The organism is Streptomyces sp. NBC_00289, assembly GCF_041435115.1.
Lineage (GTDB): Bacteria > Actinomycetota > Actinomycetes > Streptomycetales > Streptomycetaceae > Streptomyces.
In genome coordinates this window covers 2,695,257-2,710,589 of the sequence record NZ_CP108046.1, presented here as the reverse complement: position 1 = coordinate 2,710,589, position 15,333 = coordinate 2,695,257, and the positions used below count along the sequence as shown (strand labels likewise).

Below are 15,333 nucleotides of genomic sequence, written 5' to 3'. Positions count from 1 at the left end.
TGGGTGAATATCACGCAACTGGCGTGTGCATGCCAAATGCCTGAGGCGGCCGGAAAATCCCGGTGGACTACGGCAACACCCCCGCCCGGCGTGCGGCGACGACGGCCTCTCCGCGGGTGCGGGCCCCGAGTTTCCGCATCGCCGACCTCAGATATCCCTTCACCGTCTCGGCCCGCAGGCCCAGCCGGTCCGCCGCCGCCGCGTTGGTCGCCCCCGCGGCCACGCACGCCAGCACGTCCAGCTCCCGGGGAGCAAGACACGCCCCCGGCGCCCCCGGCACCCCGCCGGCCAGCAGGTCACAGGCGTCCAGCAACTCCGCCCGCAGCGCGGGATCGGTCAGCCGGGGCGCCAGCGCCCGCAACGCCGCATGCGCCTCCCGCACCCGCTCCAGCGCCGCTCCGGACCCGGGCCCACGGGCCGGCTCGGCCCGCGCGGCGACCAGCACCGCCCGCGCCTCCTCACGCACGGCCCGCGTCTCGTCGCTCAGGACCAGCGCCTGCTCCACGTCCCGCGCCGCCTGCATCGCCGCGCTCAGCGTGCGGTCGCCCAGTGGCTGGGCCGTGCGCAGGGCGCCGTACAGCACACCGCGCACCCGGCGCCGTACGACCACCGGTACCGCGAGCACCGACCGCAGCCCCTCGGTGGCGACGGCGGTGTCGTACTCGTGGCTGATCTGCCGAGAGGAGGAGTAGTCCGTCACGGCGCAGGGACGGGCCAGGGCCACCGCCTTGCCGCCGAGGCCGTTGCCCGAGGTCACCGCCAGCGCGCTCAGGGCGGGTGTGGCGGTGCCGCACAGTTCGCTGATGCGCATCTGCGGACGCCCGCCGTCCACCAGGCCGCCGAAGGCGACCGGGAGCCCCGTCGTGCGCCGCAGCCGGAGCAGCGCACCGCGTATCTCCACGGCTCCGGTTGCCCCGATCGGGTCTACTGCCACGTCCTCGTCCCTTCTGTGCGGCGCACACCCCCGTACGGGGGTAGTGAGACCTGCATCACGGATTACACGATGGCAGACAGCCGCCCGGCAATGGTCCGGCACCGAGCGGGAGCGAGGCCGGCCCCTGAGGTGGACGACCGAAGAGGAGTATTGATGACCACGGAGCTCTTCCGCAGCGCGCGGGACTTCCTGCTGGCACACCGCGAGGACTACGCCACCGCCTACGACGGCTTCTCCTGGCCCAGGCCGCGGCACTTCAACTGGGCGCTCGACTGGTTCGACGTCATCGCGGAGGGCAACGAGCGGACCGCGCTGCACATCGTCGAGGAGGACGGCACCGAGACCGTGCGGTCCTTCGCCGAGATGTCCGAGCGCTCCGACCGGGTCGCGAACCGGCTGCGCGAGTGGGGGGTCCGCGCCGAGGACCGCATCCTCGTCATGCTCGGCAACCAGGCCGAACTGTGGGAGACGGCCCTGGCCGCGATGAAGCTGCGCGCCGTCGTCATCCCGGCCACCCCGCTGCTCGGGCCCGCCGACCTGCGCGACCGGGTCGAGCGCGGCCAGGTCCGGCACGTCCTGGTGCGCGCGGAGGACACCGGCAAGTTCGACGAGGTGCCCGGCCGCTACACCCGTATCGCGGTCGGCGGGGCGCCGGCGGGCTGGCAGCCGTACGAGGACGCGTACGCGGCTCCCGCCGGCTTCACGCCCGACGGGCCCACCCTCGCCGACGACCCGCTGATGCTCTACTTCACCTCGGGCACCACCGCCCGCCCCAAGCTCGTCGAGCACACCCACGTGTCCTACCCGGTCGGACACCTGGCGACCATGTACTGGATCGGCCTCAAGCCCGGTGACGTGCACCTGAACATCTCCTCGCCGGGGTGGGCCAAGCACGCCTGGTCCAACCTGTTCGCGCCGTGGAACGCGGAGGCGACGGTCTTCCTGCACAACTACACGCGCTTCGACGCACCCCGCCTGCTGGCGGAGATGGACCGCGCCGGCGTGACCACCTTCTGCGCCCCGCCGACCGTGTGGCGCATGCTCATCCAGGCCGACCTGACCCAGCTGCGCACCCCGCCCCGCGAGGCCGTGGCCGCCGGCGAGCCGCTCAATCCCGAGGTCATCGAGCAGGTGCGGCGGGCCTGGGGGGTGACCATCCGGGACGGCTTCGGCCAGACCGAGACCGCGGTCCAGGTCTCCAACAGCCCCGGCCAGCCCCTGAAGACGGGCTCCATGGGACGGCCCAGTCCCGGATACCGCGTCGAACTCCTCGATCCGGTCTCGGGTGCCCCCGGCGCAGCCGAGGGCGAGATCGCCCTCGACCTGTCGGCGAAGCCGGTCGGCCTGATGACCGGGTACCACGGCGACGCCGACCGTACGGCGGAGGCGATGGCCGGGGGCTACTACCGGACCGGCGACATCGGCTCACGGGACGCCGACGGCTACATCACCTACGTCGGCCGCGCCGACGACGTCTTCAAGGCCTCCGACTACAAGATCTCCCCCTTCGAGCTGGAGAGCGCGCTGCTCGAACACGAGGCGGTGGCCGAGGCGGCCGTCGTACCCGCCCCCGACGAACTGCGCCTGGCCGTACCCAAGGCGTACGTCGTCCTCGCGGAGGGCTGGGAGCCGGGCCCCGACACGGCGAAGGTGCTGTTCGAGCATTCCCGGCAGGTCCTGGCCCCCTACAAGCGCCTGCGCCGCCTGGAGTTCGCCCCCCTGCCCAAGACCGTGTCCGGCAAGATCCGCCGGATCGAGCTGCGCGAGGCCACGGCCGCCGGCTCGGCCGACGAGTACCGCGAGGAGGACTTCCGGTGACCGAACCGCGCCACGCCCAGCACTCCCGCACCCAGCCGTCGTACGCGCACGGCACGAGCGGCACGGTACTGCTCGGCGACACGATCGGGGCCAACCTGGCCCGGACGGTCGCGGCCTGGCCCGACCGCGAGGCCCTCGTCGACCTCCCGTCCGGACGGCGCTGGACGTACGCGGGGTTCGCCTCGGACGTCGACCGGCTGGCCCGCGCCCTGCTGGCAAGCGGGGTCGAGGCGGGCGACCGGGTGGGCATCTGGGCGGTCAACTGCCCCGAGTGGGTGCTCGTCCAGTACGCCACCGCCCGCATCGGCGCGATCATGGTGAACATCAACCCGGCGTACCGCACCCACGAGGTCGAGTACGTCCTCCGGCAGGCCGGGATCTCCCTCCTCTTCGCCTCCCTCCGGCACAAGACCAGCGACTACCGGGCGATGGTCGAGGAAGTACGCGGGAAGTGCCCGCGGTTGCGGGAGACGGTCTACATCGGAGACCGGGGTTGGGAGGCGTTCACCGGGCGCGGGACACCCGATCTGGCGGAGCGGCTGCGGATCCGCGCGAGCGAACTGTCCTGCGACGACCCGATCAACATCCAGTACACCTCGGGTACGACGGGCTTCCCCAAGGGGGCCACCCTCTCCCACCACAACATCCTCAACAACGGTTACTTCGTAGGGGAGTTGATCGCCTACAGCGAGCAGGACCGGGTCTGTGTGCCGGTGCCCTTCTACCACTGCTTCGGCATGGTGATGGGCAACCTCGCCGCGACCTCGCACGGCGCCTGCCTGGTCATTCCGGCGCCGTCCTTCGACCCGGCGGCGACACTGCGCGCGGTCCAGGATGAGCGCTGCACCTCCCTGTACGGCGTCCCCACCATGTTCATCGCGGAGTTGAACCTGCCGGACTTCGCCGGCTACGACCTGACCTCCCTGCGTACCGGCATCATGGCCGGCTCGCCCTGCCCGGTGGAGGTGATGAAGCGGGTGGTCGCCGAGATGCACATGGAGGAGGTGTCCATCTGCTACGGCATGACCGAGACGTCCCCGGTGTCCCTCCAGACGCGACGTGACGACGACCTCGAGCACCGCACCACGACCGTCGGACGCGTCCTGCCGCACATCGAGGCGAAGGTGGTGGACCCGGCGACCGGGGTGACCCAACCCCGGGGTGAGGCGGGTGAGTTGTGCACCCGCGGCTACAGCGTCATGCTCGGCTACTGGAACGAGCCGGAGAAGACCGCCGAGGCCGTCGACGCGGGCCGCTGGATGCACACCGGCGACCTGGCGGTGATGCGCGAGGACGGCTACGTCGAGATCGTCGGCCGTATCAAGGACATGATCATCCGGGGCGGGGAGAACATCTACCCCCGCGAGATCGAGGAGTTCCTCTACGGCCACCCCAAGATCGCGGACGTACAGGTGGTCGGCGTGCCGCACGAGCGCTACGGCGAGGAGGTCCTCGCCTGCGTCATCCCGCGCGATCCGGCCGACCCGCCGACGCTGGAGGAACTGCGCGCGTTCTGCGCGGGCCGGTTGGCCCACTACAAGATCCCGTCCGGACTGCGGGTCCTCGACTCCTTCCCCATGACGGTCTCCGGGAAGGTGCGCAAGGTCGAACTGCGCGAGGGATACGGCCTGTAGGCCCCGGGAGGCCGCCGACGCCGTCCCTCACCCGGGCCGCCCTATGACCCCTGGGCGCCTCCGGGCTCGCGTGGGGCCGTGGCGTCGAGTTCGGCGGCGGGGGCGTTGACGGGCCGGGGTGCGCCCGTGAGGTCGAGCACGAAGAGGGGGACGCCGAGGCCGTCGGCGCGGGCCCGGGCGTCGGTGGTGTATCCGGCGAGGGAGAAGTAGACGCAGTCCGCGGACTCCGTCATGGCGGTCAGCCACAGGCACTCCACGTCCCTGAGCGAGGCCGGACGCACCGTCGGCTCCACCCGGGCCAGCAGGTCATCGGCGGCGAGCCCGACACCTGACGGGGGGCGCCGGCCGGCGGGGCGGACGTCCCGGTGGCCGAGCCACCGCAGATACAGGGCCGCGGCCGTGACCGCGTCGCGTGCGGTGCGGATCGTGACGGGCTGGAAGGCCGGGCGTGAGCGCGGGGGCGGTGGCGGGCGGACGGACGAGGGCGGGGGCGAGGACGGGGGCGGAAGCGGTGACGGTGGCGTCGGCGCGCCGGGCCTCGGCGGGTCGCCGTCCGAGCCGGTGTCCGGGCCGCCGCCCGATCCGGTGGTGCCGCCGTCCGAGCCGGTGTTGGGGTCGCCGTCCGAGCGTGAGCCGGTGTCCGGGCCGCCGCCCGATCCGGTGTTCGGGCCGCCGCCCGAGCCTGAGCCGGTGTCCGGGCCGCCGCCCAGGCCTGAGCCGGTTCTCGGGCCGTCTCCCGAGTCGGAGCTGGTGTCCGGGCCGCCGCCGTAGGCCGAGTCCGGGCCGCCGCCGTACCCGGTGTCCGGGTGGGCCCGTGCCACCGGGATGAGCAGGACCGTCCCGCACGAGCAGCCCAGTTCCGGCCGGGGCCATTGGTCGCGGCGGCCGCAGGCCTCGCAGCGCACGGAGACCCACTCCTCGTCCCAGGCCCGGTGGGTGACGGCGGTCGGCACGGCACGCCGGTCCAGCGGCGGGGCGACGGGGGAGCCGCACACGCAGGGATACGACGGTGGCGCGTAGACCTGCTCGCGCCGGCAGGCCGGGCAGCGCACCGGCACGCTCTCGGGCATGCCCCCATCGTCCTCCACCCGGCCCCCGCCTGTCCGTCCTTCGGCCTCCTTGGGCGTCCTTCGCTCCCCTTGACGCCCTGCGCCCGCCCACCTACATTGCTTCCAGATAGTAGAAAGTAACTTCCGTAATGTGGAAACAATGCGGAAGCGGGAACCGGAAGAGCTCACCGCGGGGCGCGACGGGAGTGCGAATCCGACAGCCGAGGCAGGAGTACTCGATGGCTCGTATGACCGCTGCCCGCGCGGCAGTTGAGATCCTCAAGCGCGAGGGCGTCACCGGTGCGTTCGGTGTCCCCGGCGCGGCGATCAACCCCTTCTACGCCGCGCTGAGGGACTCCGGCGGCATCCACCACACCCTCGCCCGTCATGTGGAGGGCGCCTCGCACATGGCCGAGGGCTACACCCGCACCCGCGCCGGCAACATCGGCGTCTGCGTCGGCACCTCGGGACCCGCCGGCACGGACATGATCACGGGGCTCTACTCGGCGATCGGCGACTCCGTGCCGATCCTGTGCATCACGGGCCAGGCGCCGACCGCGGTGATCCACAAGGAGGACTTCCAGGCCGTCGACATCGCCTCGATCGCGGGGCCGGTGACCAAGTGGTCTGTCACGGTGCTGGAGGCCGCCCAGGTTCCCGGCGTCTTCCAGAAGGCCTTCCACCTGATGCGCTCCGGCCGGCCCGGCCCGGTCCTCGTCGACCTGCCCATCGACGTCCAGCTGACCGAGATCGAGTTCGACCCGGAGACCTACGAGCCGCTCCCGGTCTTCAAGCCGGCCGCGACCCGTGCCCAGATCGAGAAGGCGCTCGGGCTGCTGAACGCCTCCCAGCGCCCGCTGATCGTGGCAGGCGGCGGGGTCATCGGCGCCGATGCCTGCGAACTGCTCGTCGAGTTCGCCGAGTTGACCGGCACGCCGGTCGTTCCGACCCTGATGGGCTGGGGCGTCCTGCCCGACGACCACGAGCTCAACGCCGGCATGGTCGGCCTGCAGACCTCGCACCGCTACGGCAACGCGACCTTCCTGGAGTCCGACTTCGTCCTCGGCATCGGCAACCGCTGGGCCAACCGTCACACCGGCAGGCTGGACGTCTACACGGCCGGTCGCACCTTCGTGCACGTCGACATCGAGCCGACCCAGATCGGCAGGATCTTCGCCCCGGACTACGGCATCGCCTCCGACGCCAAGGCCGCGCTGGAGCTCTTCGTCGAGGTGGCACGGGAGGCGAAGGCGGCCGGCCGGCTGCCCGACCGCTCCGCCTGGGCGGCCGCCGCGCAGGACAGGAAGGCCACACTCCAGCGCCGTACGCACTTCGACGACATCCCGATCAAGCCGCAGCGCGTGTACGAGGAGATGAACAAGGCGTTCGGTCCGGACACCCGGTACGTGTCCACCATCGGCCTCTCGCAGATCGCCGGCGCCCAGATGCTGCACGTCTTCCGGCCGCGGCACTGGATCAACTGCGGCCAGGCGGGCCCGCTCGGCTGGACGATCCCGGCCGCGCTGGGCGTGGCGAAGGCCGACCCGGAGGCGACCGTGGTGGCGCTCTCCGGCGACTACGACTTCCAGTTCATGATCGAGGAGTTGGCGGTCGGGGCGCAGCACAAGATCCCGTACGTCCACGTCCTCGTCAACAACGCCTATCTGGGCCTGATCCGCCAGGCGCAGCGGGCGTTCGACATCGACTTCCAGGTCAAGCTGGAGTTCGAGAACATCAACTCGCCCGAACTGGGCGTCTACGGCGTCGACCACGTCAAGGTCGCCGAGGGCCTCGGCTGCAAGGCGATCCGGGTGACCGACCCGAACGAACTCGGCGCCGCCCTCGAACAGGCCAAGAAGCTCGCCGCCGAGCACCAGGTGCCGGTCGTCGTCGAGGCGATCCTGGAGCGCGTCACCAACATCTCCATGTCGACCACCAACGACATCGGCAACGTCGTCGAGTTCGAGGAGATCGCGACCGAGCCCGGCCATGCGCCGACCTCGATCAGGACCCTGAAGGTCTGACACCGGAGGCCCATCGGCGGGTCTGACGCCAGCGGTGCCGCGAGGCGGCCCGTCCTGCCGGGACGGGCCGCCCTTCCGCCGTCGCCCGGTCAGTCCGAGCCGCCACCGCCGCCGCCACCACCGCAGCCGTAGCCACCGCCCCCGTGGTCATGGCCGTACCCATGCGCATGCCCATGGTCCGACCCGGACCCGTGACCGTGCTCGTCCCGGCCGGTCGTGCCCTCGTCGCCGATGAGGCCGCGGAGGCCGCTGCCCAGGCCGTGCGGGAAAAGACCCTCGTCCGCCAGTGCGCCCCGGCCGAGCAGCCCGGAGTCCCGGGCGAAGACCGGGACGAGGGCCGTCAGGGCCCGGCCGCCGTACAGAGCGACGGCGAACAGGGCGTCCTCGTCCGGCAGTACGTCGCCGTCGGCCGGCAGCGGACGGCGTTCGCGGAGCTCCGCGAGACGGCGGCGGGCGGCGCGGGTCCTGCCGGGCGGGACGGAACGCAGCAGCCCGGCCGCCGTCGCCTCGCGCCGCATTCGCGCCAACGCCTGACGTACGACCGAGCGGCTGAGCAACTCCCGTGGTCCGGCGGGCCGGTAGAGCCCGACGCGCACCGCCTTCTCCAACGGGTGCCGGTAGTCGGGCGGTCCGCCGTCCGGGCGATTGGCCTTGCGCAGCGTGCCCGGACGGCCGGTTTCGACCGCGCCCCGCAGATGCAGCGCCAGCACGGCGACGGTGACGGCGGCCCGTGGGCCGCCGCGCAGCAGAGCGACGTCCTGCGGGCTCGGCCGGAAATCCGTGTCCTCGTTCATTGCACCCCCGTGCGAACGTCCCCCGGCGGGCGGCCCGCCGCCCCCGTGCCGGCGGGCCGCCCCGTGCACCAGGATGTGCCCGCGGTGAGGCCCCGGCGAAGCCTTTTGAACGAAGTTCAGAGGTTGTTCTGAGGGTTCCGTAGCGGTCCTACGCCGTCCGTCGTACGCGTCCGCCACCGCCGACGAGTCGGCGCCGTGGACCGGACCGCACCGGCGCCGTGGACGGGACCGCATCGCGCGGGGTTCAGTCCTCCTCGCGCTCGGACAGTCCCGGCCAGTCCTCGGGGCCGCCGCCCTGCCACTCGATGAAGTCGCTCTCCTCCACCTCGATGCGGTCGAGGTCGGCCAGCCGGAGGATCTCGACCACGTCGTCCAGATGGGAGGCGATACCGAGGACCGTGTCCCCGGCCGTCACCCGCCGGGAGCCGTCGAGGGCCGGTGCGTGCACCACGATGTGCGGATGCGGCGTGGGAGGTGCCATGTGTTCAGACTCCTGCGGACCCGGCAGATCCGCATCCCGGTTCCCCCGCCCCCGACTCCTCCGGCGCCCCGGGACGGCGACGAGCGCCGGACACGGGACCGTCCGTGTCCGGCGCTCGTCGCCGTGCGAGAGTGCCGTTCTGGGCTGGGACCGCGGCGGCCGCGACGAACCGGGGCCTCCTTCCCTCAGGTCGAAGAAGGAGGCTCCGGAACCTTCGCCACCGCACTGGCTCACGCGCCGCCGCGGTCCCATCCCGCCCACGCCCCACCGGCGAGCACCCCTCATCCGGGTCGCACAGTGGTGTCGCGGGCTGTGCGTACGGCGTCGGGACCCGTGGTCGGACGCCGCACGCGGGCCGGGTCCTTCCCGGTCACGTCGCCGCCGGACCCGGGACGGGCCGCCGGTGGACGTGATCGGGCGGGACTCTTCGGTGTGGCTGGTTCCGGGCGGCGCCGTCGCCTGGGCGCGACAGGACAGATGTCAGCGGCGACGCCGCCCGGGGTCTGGGGGAGGTCAGAGCCGGGCGCCGGACAGGCGCTCCACGCCCCGCAGCAGGGCCGAGTGGTCGAGGCCACCGTCGCCCTGGGCGCGCAGGCCGGCCACCAGCTGGGCGACCACGGCGCCGACGGGCAGGGCCGCGCCGACGGCGCGGGCCGCGTCGGTGACGATGCCCATGTCCTTGTGGTGCAGGTCGACACGGAAGCCCGGCCTGAAGTCGCGGGCCAGGAAGTTGTCCTTCTTGCGCGTCAGGACGGTGGAGCCCGCGAGCCCGCCGCCGAGCACGTCCAGGGCCGCCTTCAGGTCCACGCCCGACTTCTCCAGGAAGACCACGGCCTCGGCGCACGCCTGGATGTTCACGGCCACGATCAGCTGGTTGGCGGCCTTCACGGTCTGACCCGCGCCGTGCGGACCGCACAGCACGATGGTCCTGCCGAGTGCCTCGAAGAGCGGCCGCGCCTCGTCGAAGTCGGCCTGTTCGCCGCCGACCATGATGGAAAGGACCGCCTCGACGGCACCGGCCTCGCCGCCGGACACCGGTGCGTCCAGGACGCGGATGCCCCGGTCCGCGGCGGCCTTCGCGAGGTCGACGGACGTCTGCGGGGTGATCGACGACATGTCGACGAGCAGGGCGCCGGGCCTCGCGTGGGCCAGGATGCCGTCCGGGCCGTAGGCGATGGCCTCCACCTGCGGGGACGCGGGCACCATCGTGATGACGACGTCGGCGTCCCGCACGGCCTCGGCGATCGAGCCGGCCGCGGTGCCGCCTGCGGCGGTCAGCCGGTCGAGCTTGTCCTGTTCCAGGGTGTGGCCGGTGACGCCGTACCCCGCCTTGATCAGGTTCTCCGACATGGGCGAGCCCATGATGCCGAGGCCGATCCAGGCCACCTTGGGGAGGTTGTTGCTCATGAGGGTGCCTCTCTGACTTCTGTGCTGCGTCTGATGGGGTGCCGCTCAGCGGGCGGCTCGGGCCTCGGCGGGCAGCCAGTCGAAGGCCTCCGCGCTCGGGCGGTCGCCCGGCTTGTACTCCAGGCCGACCCAGCCCTCGTAGCCGGCCTTCCGCAGCCGGCCGAGCAGGTCCTCCAGCGGCAGCGTGCCGGTGCCCGGAGCGCCTCGGCCGGGGTTGTCGGCGATCTGGACGTGGCCGGTGCGGGGCGCGTACCGCTCGATCACCGACGGCAGGTCCTCGCCGTTCATCGACAGGTGGTAGAGGTCCATCAGGAACCGCGCGTTGCCGAGCCCGGTGGCCGCGTCGACCTTGTCGACGATGCCGACGGCGGCCGGGGCGCTGACCAGCGGGTACCGCGGGGACTCCGGCCGGTTGAGCGCCTCGACCAGCAGGATCGCGCCGATCCGGTCGGCCGCCCGGGCCGCGAGGACCAGGTTCTCCAGCGCCAGCGCGTCCTGTTCGGCCGGGTCCACGCCCTCGACGCGGTTGCCGTACAGGGCGTTCAGCGCCGTGCAGCCGAGGGAGCGGGCGAAGTCGGCGGTCACGTCGATGTTGGCGCGGAACCGCTCGGACTCCTCGCCGGGAACCGACAGGGCGCCGCGGTCGGGGCCGGGGAGCTGTCCGGCGTAGAAGTTCAGGCCCGTGAGCCGGACTCCCGCGTCCTCGATCGCCCTCCTGAGGGCGTCGAGTTCCGAGCGCGCGGGTGTGGGGGAGTCGATCCAGGGCCACCACAGTTCGACCGCGGTGAAGCCGGCCGCGGCGGCGGCCGCGGGGCGCTCCAGGAGCGGGAGTTCCGTGAAGAGGATCGACAGGTTGACGCTGAAGCGCTGATCTGCGGCTGTGCTCGATTCGGGACCTGGCATCGGGGCCGCGCTCCTTCCGTGTCGAGGCGAGGACGATTTCCGTATTGCGGAAGTTGGTTTCTGCTTATTGGAAGATTGCCGCCGGGCGTCGGAGCTTGTCAAGAGGGGTCGGCGGAAAACGGCGCCGCGCGTTAGGTTGTGCGCGTGCGATTGAGAGTGGAGTTCACGACCGAGCCCTTCGACCTCGACGAGCCACCCGCGCATGCGGTGGTGGCCCGTCAGGTCGTCGAGGCGGCCGAGCTGGACGCGGTGGACGTCGGCCCGTTCGGCAACACGGCCGAGGGTGGTGCCGACGCCGTGCTCTCCGCCGTGGACGCGCTGCTGCGCAGGACCCTGGAGGCGGGCGCCACCCGGATCTCGCTCCAGGTCAACGTGGTCGGGGAGGGCCCGGAATGACCGGCGCCGGGGACGAGCCCTTCATCGCGGCCGTGAAGCCGCTGGTCGACGCCATGGGCGGGGAGATGCTCCCGCCCGACGAGGCCGGCCCCGAGGATGTCGTGCTCGCCTGGCAGGGGGCCGACGTCGTCGCCGTACGTCTGCCCCAGCTCGCCGACTCGCTCGACCACATCCTGGCCGCCATGGAGCGCAGGCAGGGCAAGCCCCTCGCCGATCTGGACCGCAAGGCCAAGCAGGAGGTCGTGCGGATACTCGAGGCGCGTGGCGCCTTCTCCGTGCGGCACGGCGTGGAGACCGTGGCGAGCGCGCTCGGGGTGAGCCGCTTCACGGTCTACAACTACCTGAACCGCGAGAAGCAGGGCTGAGCGCGGCGGGCCGGGTTCGTTACCCGGAATTTTCAACAAAGTGTTGACGTGGTGTCGCGGAGGGGCGTTAGCTGTCCGCAGCCCGTTCAGCACGAAGGCCGTTCGCGGCCACGGAGGCTTCCGTGACGTCGACTTCCACGCCCCCGGGCCTGGCCCGGTTCAATGATCTCGAGGAGTCCGCGGCCCTCGCCGCGCTCCATGAGGCGTGCGCCTCCACCACCTGGGCGAGGCGACTGCTCGCCGCCCGCCCCTGCGCCACCACCGACGAACTCCTCACCGCCAGTGACGCCGCCATGTCCGGGCTGAGTGCCGAGGACCTCGCGGAGGCCATGGCCGGGCACCCGCCGATCGGCCGGCCCGAGCCGGGCGACCCGACCTCGGCCCGCGAACAGCGCGGCATGGCCGGCGCCTCCGCGGAGCTCAAGGCGGAGATGCTCGAACTGAACCTGGCCTACCAGGAGAAGTTCGGCCATGTCTTCCTCATCTGCGCCACCGGCCGGACCGGCGAGCAGATGCGCGACGCGGCCAGGGAGCGGCTCGGCAACACGCCGGAGCAGGAGTGGGAGACCGTCCGCACCGAGCTGGGCATGATCAACCGTCTCCGCCTGGCCCTACTCGTCGAAGAGGACGCCCGACCATGAGCACCAGCACCACCGCCTCCGTGTCCACGCACATCCTGGACACCAGCGTCGGCCGACCCGCCGGGGGCGTCGCCGTCCGGCTCGCGTGCCGCGCCGGCCGCGGCGCGCGGTGGCGGGAGCTCGGCGGCTCGGCGACCGATGTGGACGGGCGGTGCAAGGACCTGCCGGCCCTGCCGGAGGAAACCACCCACGTGCGGCTCGACTTCGCCGTGGAGCCGTATTTCGAGAAGAAGCAAGCCGATGCGCAGCAGGACGCCCCCGCGAACCGGGACAGCGGTGCCGGGGCGGTGTTCTTCCCGGAGGTGGCGATCACGTTCGCCGTCGTGCCGGGCGAGCACTACCACGTACCGCTGCTGCTCAACCCGTTCGGCTACTCCGTATACCGAGGGAGCTAGCAGACACATGGCAGACAATCCCCGAACCGGCCGCCCCGTGATGCTGGGACAGAACCAGTACGGCAAGGCGGAGAACCGGGTCGTGAAGATCACCCGGGACGGCGCGACCCACCACATCAAGGACCTGAACGTCTCCGTGGCGCTCAGCGGCGACATGGAGGAGGTGCACTACTCCGGCTCGAACGCCAACGTCCTGCCGACCGACACCACCAAGAACACGGTGTACGCGTTCGCCAAGGAGCACGGCATCGAGTCGGCCGAGCAGTTCGGCATCCATCTCGCCCGGCACTTCGTGACCTCGCAGGAGCCGATCAGACGGGCCCGCATCCGCGTCGAGGAGTACGCCTGGGAGCGGATCGCGACCTCCGACGCCGAGACCGGCCCGGGCGGCGCCGGCCGGGGCGAGCACTCCTTCGTCCGCCAGGGCCGGGAGACCCGGGTCGCGCAGATCACCTACGACGGCTCGTCCTGGGAGGTCGTCTCCGGCCTGAAGGACCTGGTCGTGATGAACTCGACCGACTCCGAGTTCTGGGGCTACGTCAAGGACAAGTACACGACGCTCCCCGAGGCGTACGACCGCATCCTGGCGACCGAGGTCTCCGCGCGCTGGCGCTTCAACTGGTCCGGCGACGAGCGGGAGACGCCGGACTGGGAGGAGTCGTACGAGCAGACGCGCGGGCACCTGCTCCAGGCCTTCGCCGAGACGTACTCGCTGTCGCTCCAGCAGACGCTCTACCAGATGGGGTCGCGGATCATCGACCGGCGCGGCGAGATCGACGAGGTCCGCTTCTCGCTCCCGAACAAGCACCACTTCCTCGTGGACCTCGAGCCCTTCGGCCTGAAGAACGACAACGAGGTGTACTTCGCCGCCGACCGGCCCTACGGCCTGATCGAGGCCACCGTCCTGCGGGACGGCTGCGAGGCGCGGATCCCGGTGGACCTCACCACCCTCTGACGCCCCACTTTCGGCACCCGTGGCCGGGGAACGGTCTCCCGGCCACGGCACTCAAACCTCTCAGGGTCCTGCCGTGCCCTCTCCCCGGAGACCACCGAGTGCAAAGGACGCATCATGGCAGCAGCCCAGCGGATCGTGTTCGAGAACTGTGCGATCGCGACCGTCGACGCGCACGACACCGAGTACGCCTCCGGGCATGTCGTCGTCGCCGGCAACCGCATCGAGTCGCTCGGCGCGGGAAGGGCCCCCGAGGACCTGGCGAACGTCGAACGCCGTATCGACGCCTCGGGCCACCTCGTCACCCCCGGACTGGTCAACACCCACCACCACTACTACCAGTGGATCACCCGGGGCCTGGCCACCGACCACAACCTCTTCGACTGGCTCGTCGCGCTGTACCCGACCTGGGCGCGCATCGACGAGGAAATGGTGTACTCGGCCGCCCAGGGCTCCCTGGCGATGATGGCCCGCGGTGGCGTCACCACCGCCATGGACCACCACTACGTCTTCCCGAAGGGCTCCGGCGACCTGTCCGGCGCCGTCATCCGCGCCGCCCGCGAGATGGGCGTCCGCTTCACCCTCGCCCGCGGCTCCATGGACCGCAGCGAGAAGGACGGCGGCCTGCCGCCGGACTTCGCCGTCGAGACCCTCGAAGACGCCCTGGCCGCCACCGAGGCGACCATCGACGAGCACCACGACGCCTCCTTCGACGCCATGACCCAGGTGGCCGTAGCGCCCTGTTCGCCCTTCTCCGTCTCCACCGAACTGATGCGGCAGGGCGCCGAACTGGCCCGCCGCAAGGGCGTACGGCTGCACACCCACGGCTCGGAGACCGTGGAGGAGGAGAAGTTCTGCCACGAGCTGTTCGGCATGGGCCCCACCGACTACTTCGAGTCCACCGGCTGGCTCGGCGAGGACGTGTGGATGGCGCACTGCGTCCACATGAACGACTCCGACATCGCCGCCTTCGCCCGGACGAAGACCGGTGTCGCGCACTGCCCGTCGTCCAACGCCCGGCTCGCGGCCGGTATCGCCCGGGTCCCGGACCTGCTCGCCGCCGGCGTCCCGGTCGGCCTCGGCGTCGACGGCACGGCCTCCAACGAGTCCGGCGAACTCCACACCGAACTGCGCAACGCACTGCTCATCAACCGCCTCGGCGCCCACCGCGAGGCCGCCCTCAACGCCCGTCAGGCACTGCGCCTGGGCACCTACGGCGGCGCCCAGGTCCTGGGCCGCGCACCGGAGACCGGTTCCCTGGAGCCGGGCAAGCTCGCCGACCTGGTGCTGTGGAAGCTCGACACGCTGGCCCACGCCTCCATCGCCGACCCGGTGACCGCGCTGGTCTTCGGCGCCGCGGCCCCGGTCACGGCCTCCTTCGTGGGCGGCCGCCAGATCGTCGAGAACAACCGTCTGCTGCACGCCGACGAGGACGCGATCGCCCGCTCCACGCGGGCACAGGCGCAGCGGCTGGCGAAGATCGCCGCCCGGGCCTGATCTCCCGGTCCCCGTACGGCACTTGATCTCCGGTCGGGAGGGA

Annotated in this window: 15 protein-coding genes; 9 read left to right on the top strand and 6 right to left on the bottom strand. The window is 71.9% G+C overall.

The features are described 5' to 3' along the window. Window positions 1-67 precede the first annotated feature (67 nt). Complete coding sequence (locus tag OG985_RS12650) at window positions 68-934, bottom strand: response regulator transcription factor (RefSeq protein ID WP_371668401.1); 867 nt, start codon at window positions 932-934, stop codon at window positions 68-70. Between the two features lie 153 nt (window positions 935-1,087). Between OG985_RS12650 and OG985_RS12645 the strand changes: the two genes are divergently transcribed. Together OG985_RS12645 and OG985_RS12640 are read left to right on the top strand one after the other, a co-directional pair. Then, window positions 1,088-2,752, top strand: a complete 1,665-nt coding sequence (locus tag OG985_RS12645) for an AMP-binding protein (RefSeq protein ID WP_371668400.1) — start codon at window positions 1,088-1,090, stop codon at window positions 2,750-2,752. After that, entirely contained in the window at window positions 2,749-4,386 is a 1,638-nt protein-coding gene (locus OG985_RS12640) for an AMP-binding protein (RefSeq protein WP_371668399.1), read from the top strand. The genes OG985_RS12645 and OG985_RS12640 overlap by 4 nt, the downstream gene beginning before the upstream one ends. Window positions 4,387-4,427: 41 nt before the next feature. Here the strand turns inward: OG985_RS12640 and OG985_RS12635 are convergent, their stop codons facing one another. Continuing rightward, entirely contained in the window at window positions 4,428-5,456 is a 1,029-nt protein-coding gene (locus OG985_RS12635; protein WP_371668398.1) for a hypothetical protein, read from the bottom strand. Between the two features lie 218 nt (window positions 5,457-5,674). On the opposite strand from OG985_RS12635, the gene gcl reads away from it, so the two are divergent. Continuing rightward, the gene (gene gcl / locus OG985_RS12630) at window positions 5,675-7,459 is read left to right on the top strand and encodes a glyoxylate carboligase (RefSeq protein WP_371668397.1); all 1,785 of its coding nucleotides are present in this window, start codon (window positions 5,675-5,677) and stop codon (window positions 7,457-7,459) included. An 89-nt stretch (window positions 7,460-7,548) separates the two neighbouring features. On the opposite strand, the gene OG985_RS12625 is transcribed toward gcl, so the two are convergent. The 4 genes from OG985_RS12625 to OG985_RS12610 all read right to left on the bottom strand — a co-directional run bounded on the left by OG985_RS12625 (window position 7,549) and on the right by OG985_RS12610 (window position 11,044). Beyond that, on the bottom strand, window positions 7,549-8,253 hold the full coding sequence (locus OG985_RS12625; RefSeq protein ID WP_371668396.1) for a TIGR04222 domain-containing membrane protein: 705 nt from the start codon (window positions 8,251-8,253) through the stop codon (window positions 7,549-7,551). A 244-nt stretch (window positions 8,254-8,497) separates the two neighbouring features. After that, entirely contained in the window at window positions 8,498-8,734 is a 237-nt protein-coding gene (locus tag OG985_RS12620) for a hypothetical protein (protein ID WP_371668395.1), read from the bottom strand. A gap of 513 nt (window positions 8,735-9,247) precedes the next feature. After that, window positions 9,248-10,141: a 2-hydroxy-3-oxopropionate reductase gene (locus tag OG985_RS12615; RefSeq protein ID WP_371668394.1), complete on the bottom strand. Its 894-nt coding sequence runs from the start codon at window positions 10,139-10,141 to the stop codon at window positions 9,248-9,250. Between the two features lie 45 nt (window positions 10,142-10,186). Continuing rightward, window positions 10,187-11,044 (bottom strand): TIM barrel protein, encoded by an 858-nt coding sequence (locus tag OG985_RS12610; RefSeq protein ID WP_371668393.1) that lies wholly within the window; start codon window positions 11,042-11,044, stop codon window positions 10,187-10,189. Between the two features lie 144 nt (window positions 11,045-11,188). Between OG985_RS12610 and OG985_RS12605 the strand changes: the two genes are divergently transcribed. The 6 genes from OG985_RS12605 (at window position 11,189) to OG985_RS12580 (ending at window position 15,290) form a co-directional block, all read left to right on the top strand. Further along, a complete protein-coding gene (locus tag OG985_RS12605) occupies window positions 11,189-11,440 on the top strand; it encodes a hypothetical protein (RefSeq protein WP_371668392.1) in 252 nt (83 codons plus the stop codon). Then, a complete protein-coding gene (locus OG985_RS12600; protein WP_371668391.1) occupies window positions 11,437-11,805 on the top strand; it encodes a helix-turn-helix domain-containing protein in 369 nt (122 codons plus the stop codon). The genes OG985_RS12605 and OG985_RS12600 overlap by 4 nt, the downstream gene beginning before the upstream one ends. 122 nt (window positions 11,806-11,927) lie before the next feature. After that, a complete protein-coding gene (uraD, locus tag OG985_RS12595) occupies window positions 11,928-12,446 on the top strand; it encodes a 2-oxo-4-hydroxy-4-carboxy-5-ureidoimidazoline decarboxylase (RefSeq protein ID WP_371668390.1) in 519 nt (172 codons plus the stop codon). Continuing rightward, on the top strand, window positions 12,443-12,841 hold the full coding sequence (gene uraH, locus OG985_RS12590) for a hydroxyisourate hydrolase (RefSeq protein WP_371668389.1): 399 nt from the start codon (window positions 12,443-12,445) through the stop codon (window positions 12,839-12,841). Before uraD ends, uraH begins: the two co-directional genes overlap by 4 nt. Window positions 12,842-12,848: 7 nt before the next feature. Then, window positions 12,849-13,796: a factor-independent urate hydroxylase gene (pucL, locus tag OG985_RS12585; RefSeq protein WP_371668388.1), complete on the top strand. Its 948-nt coding sequence runs from the start codon at window positions 12,849-12,851 to the stop codon at window positions 13,794-13,796. 114 nt (window positions 13,797-13,910) lie between these two features. Then, window positions 13,911-15,290: an 8-oxoguanine deaminase gene (locus tag OG985_RS12580; protein ID WP_371668387.1), complete on the top strand. Its 1,380-nt coding sequence runs from the start codon at window positions 13,911-13,913 to the stop codon at window positions 15,288-15,290. The last annotated feature ends 43 nt before the right edge of the window (window positions 15,291-15,333 follow it).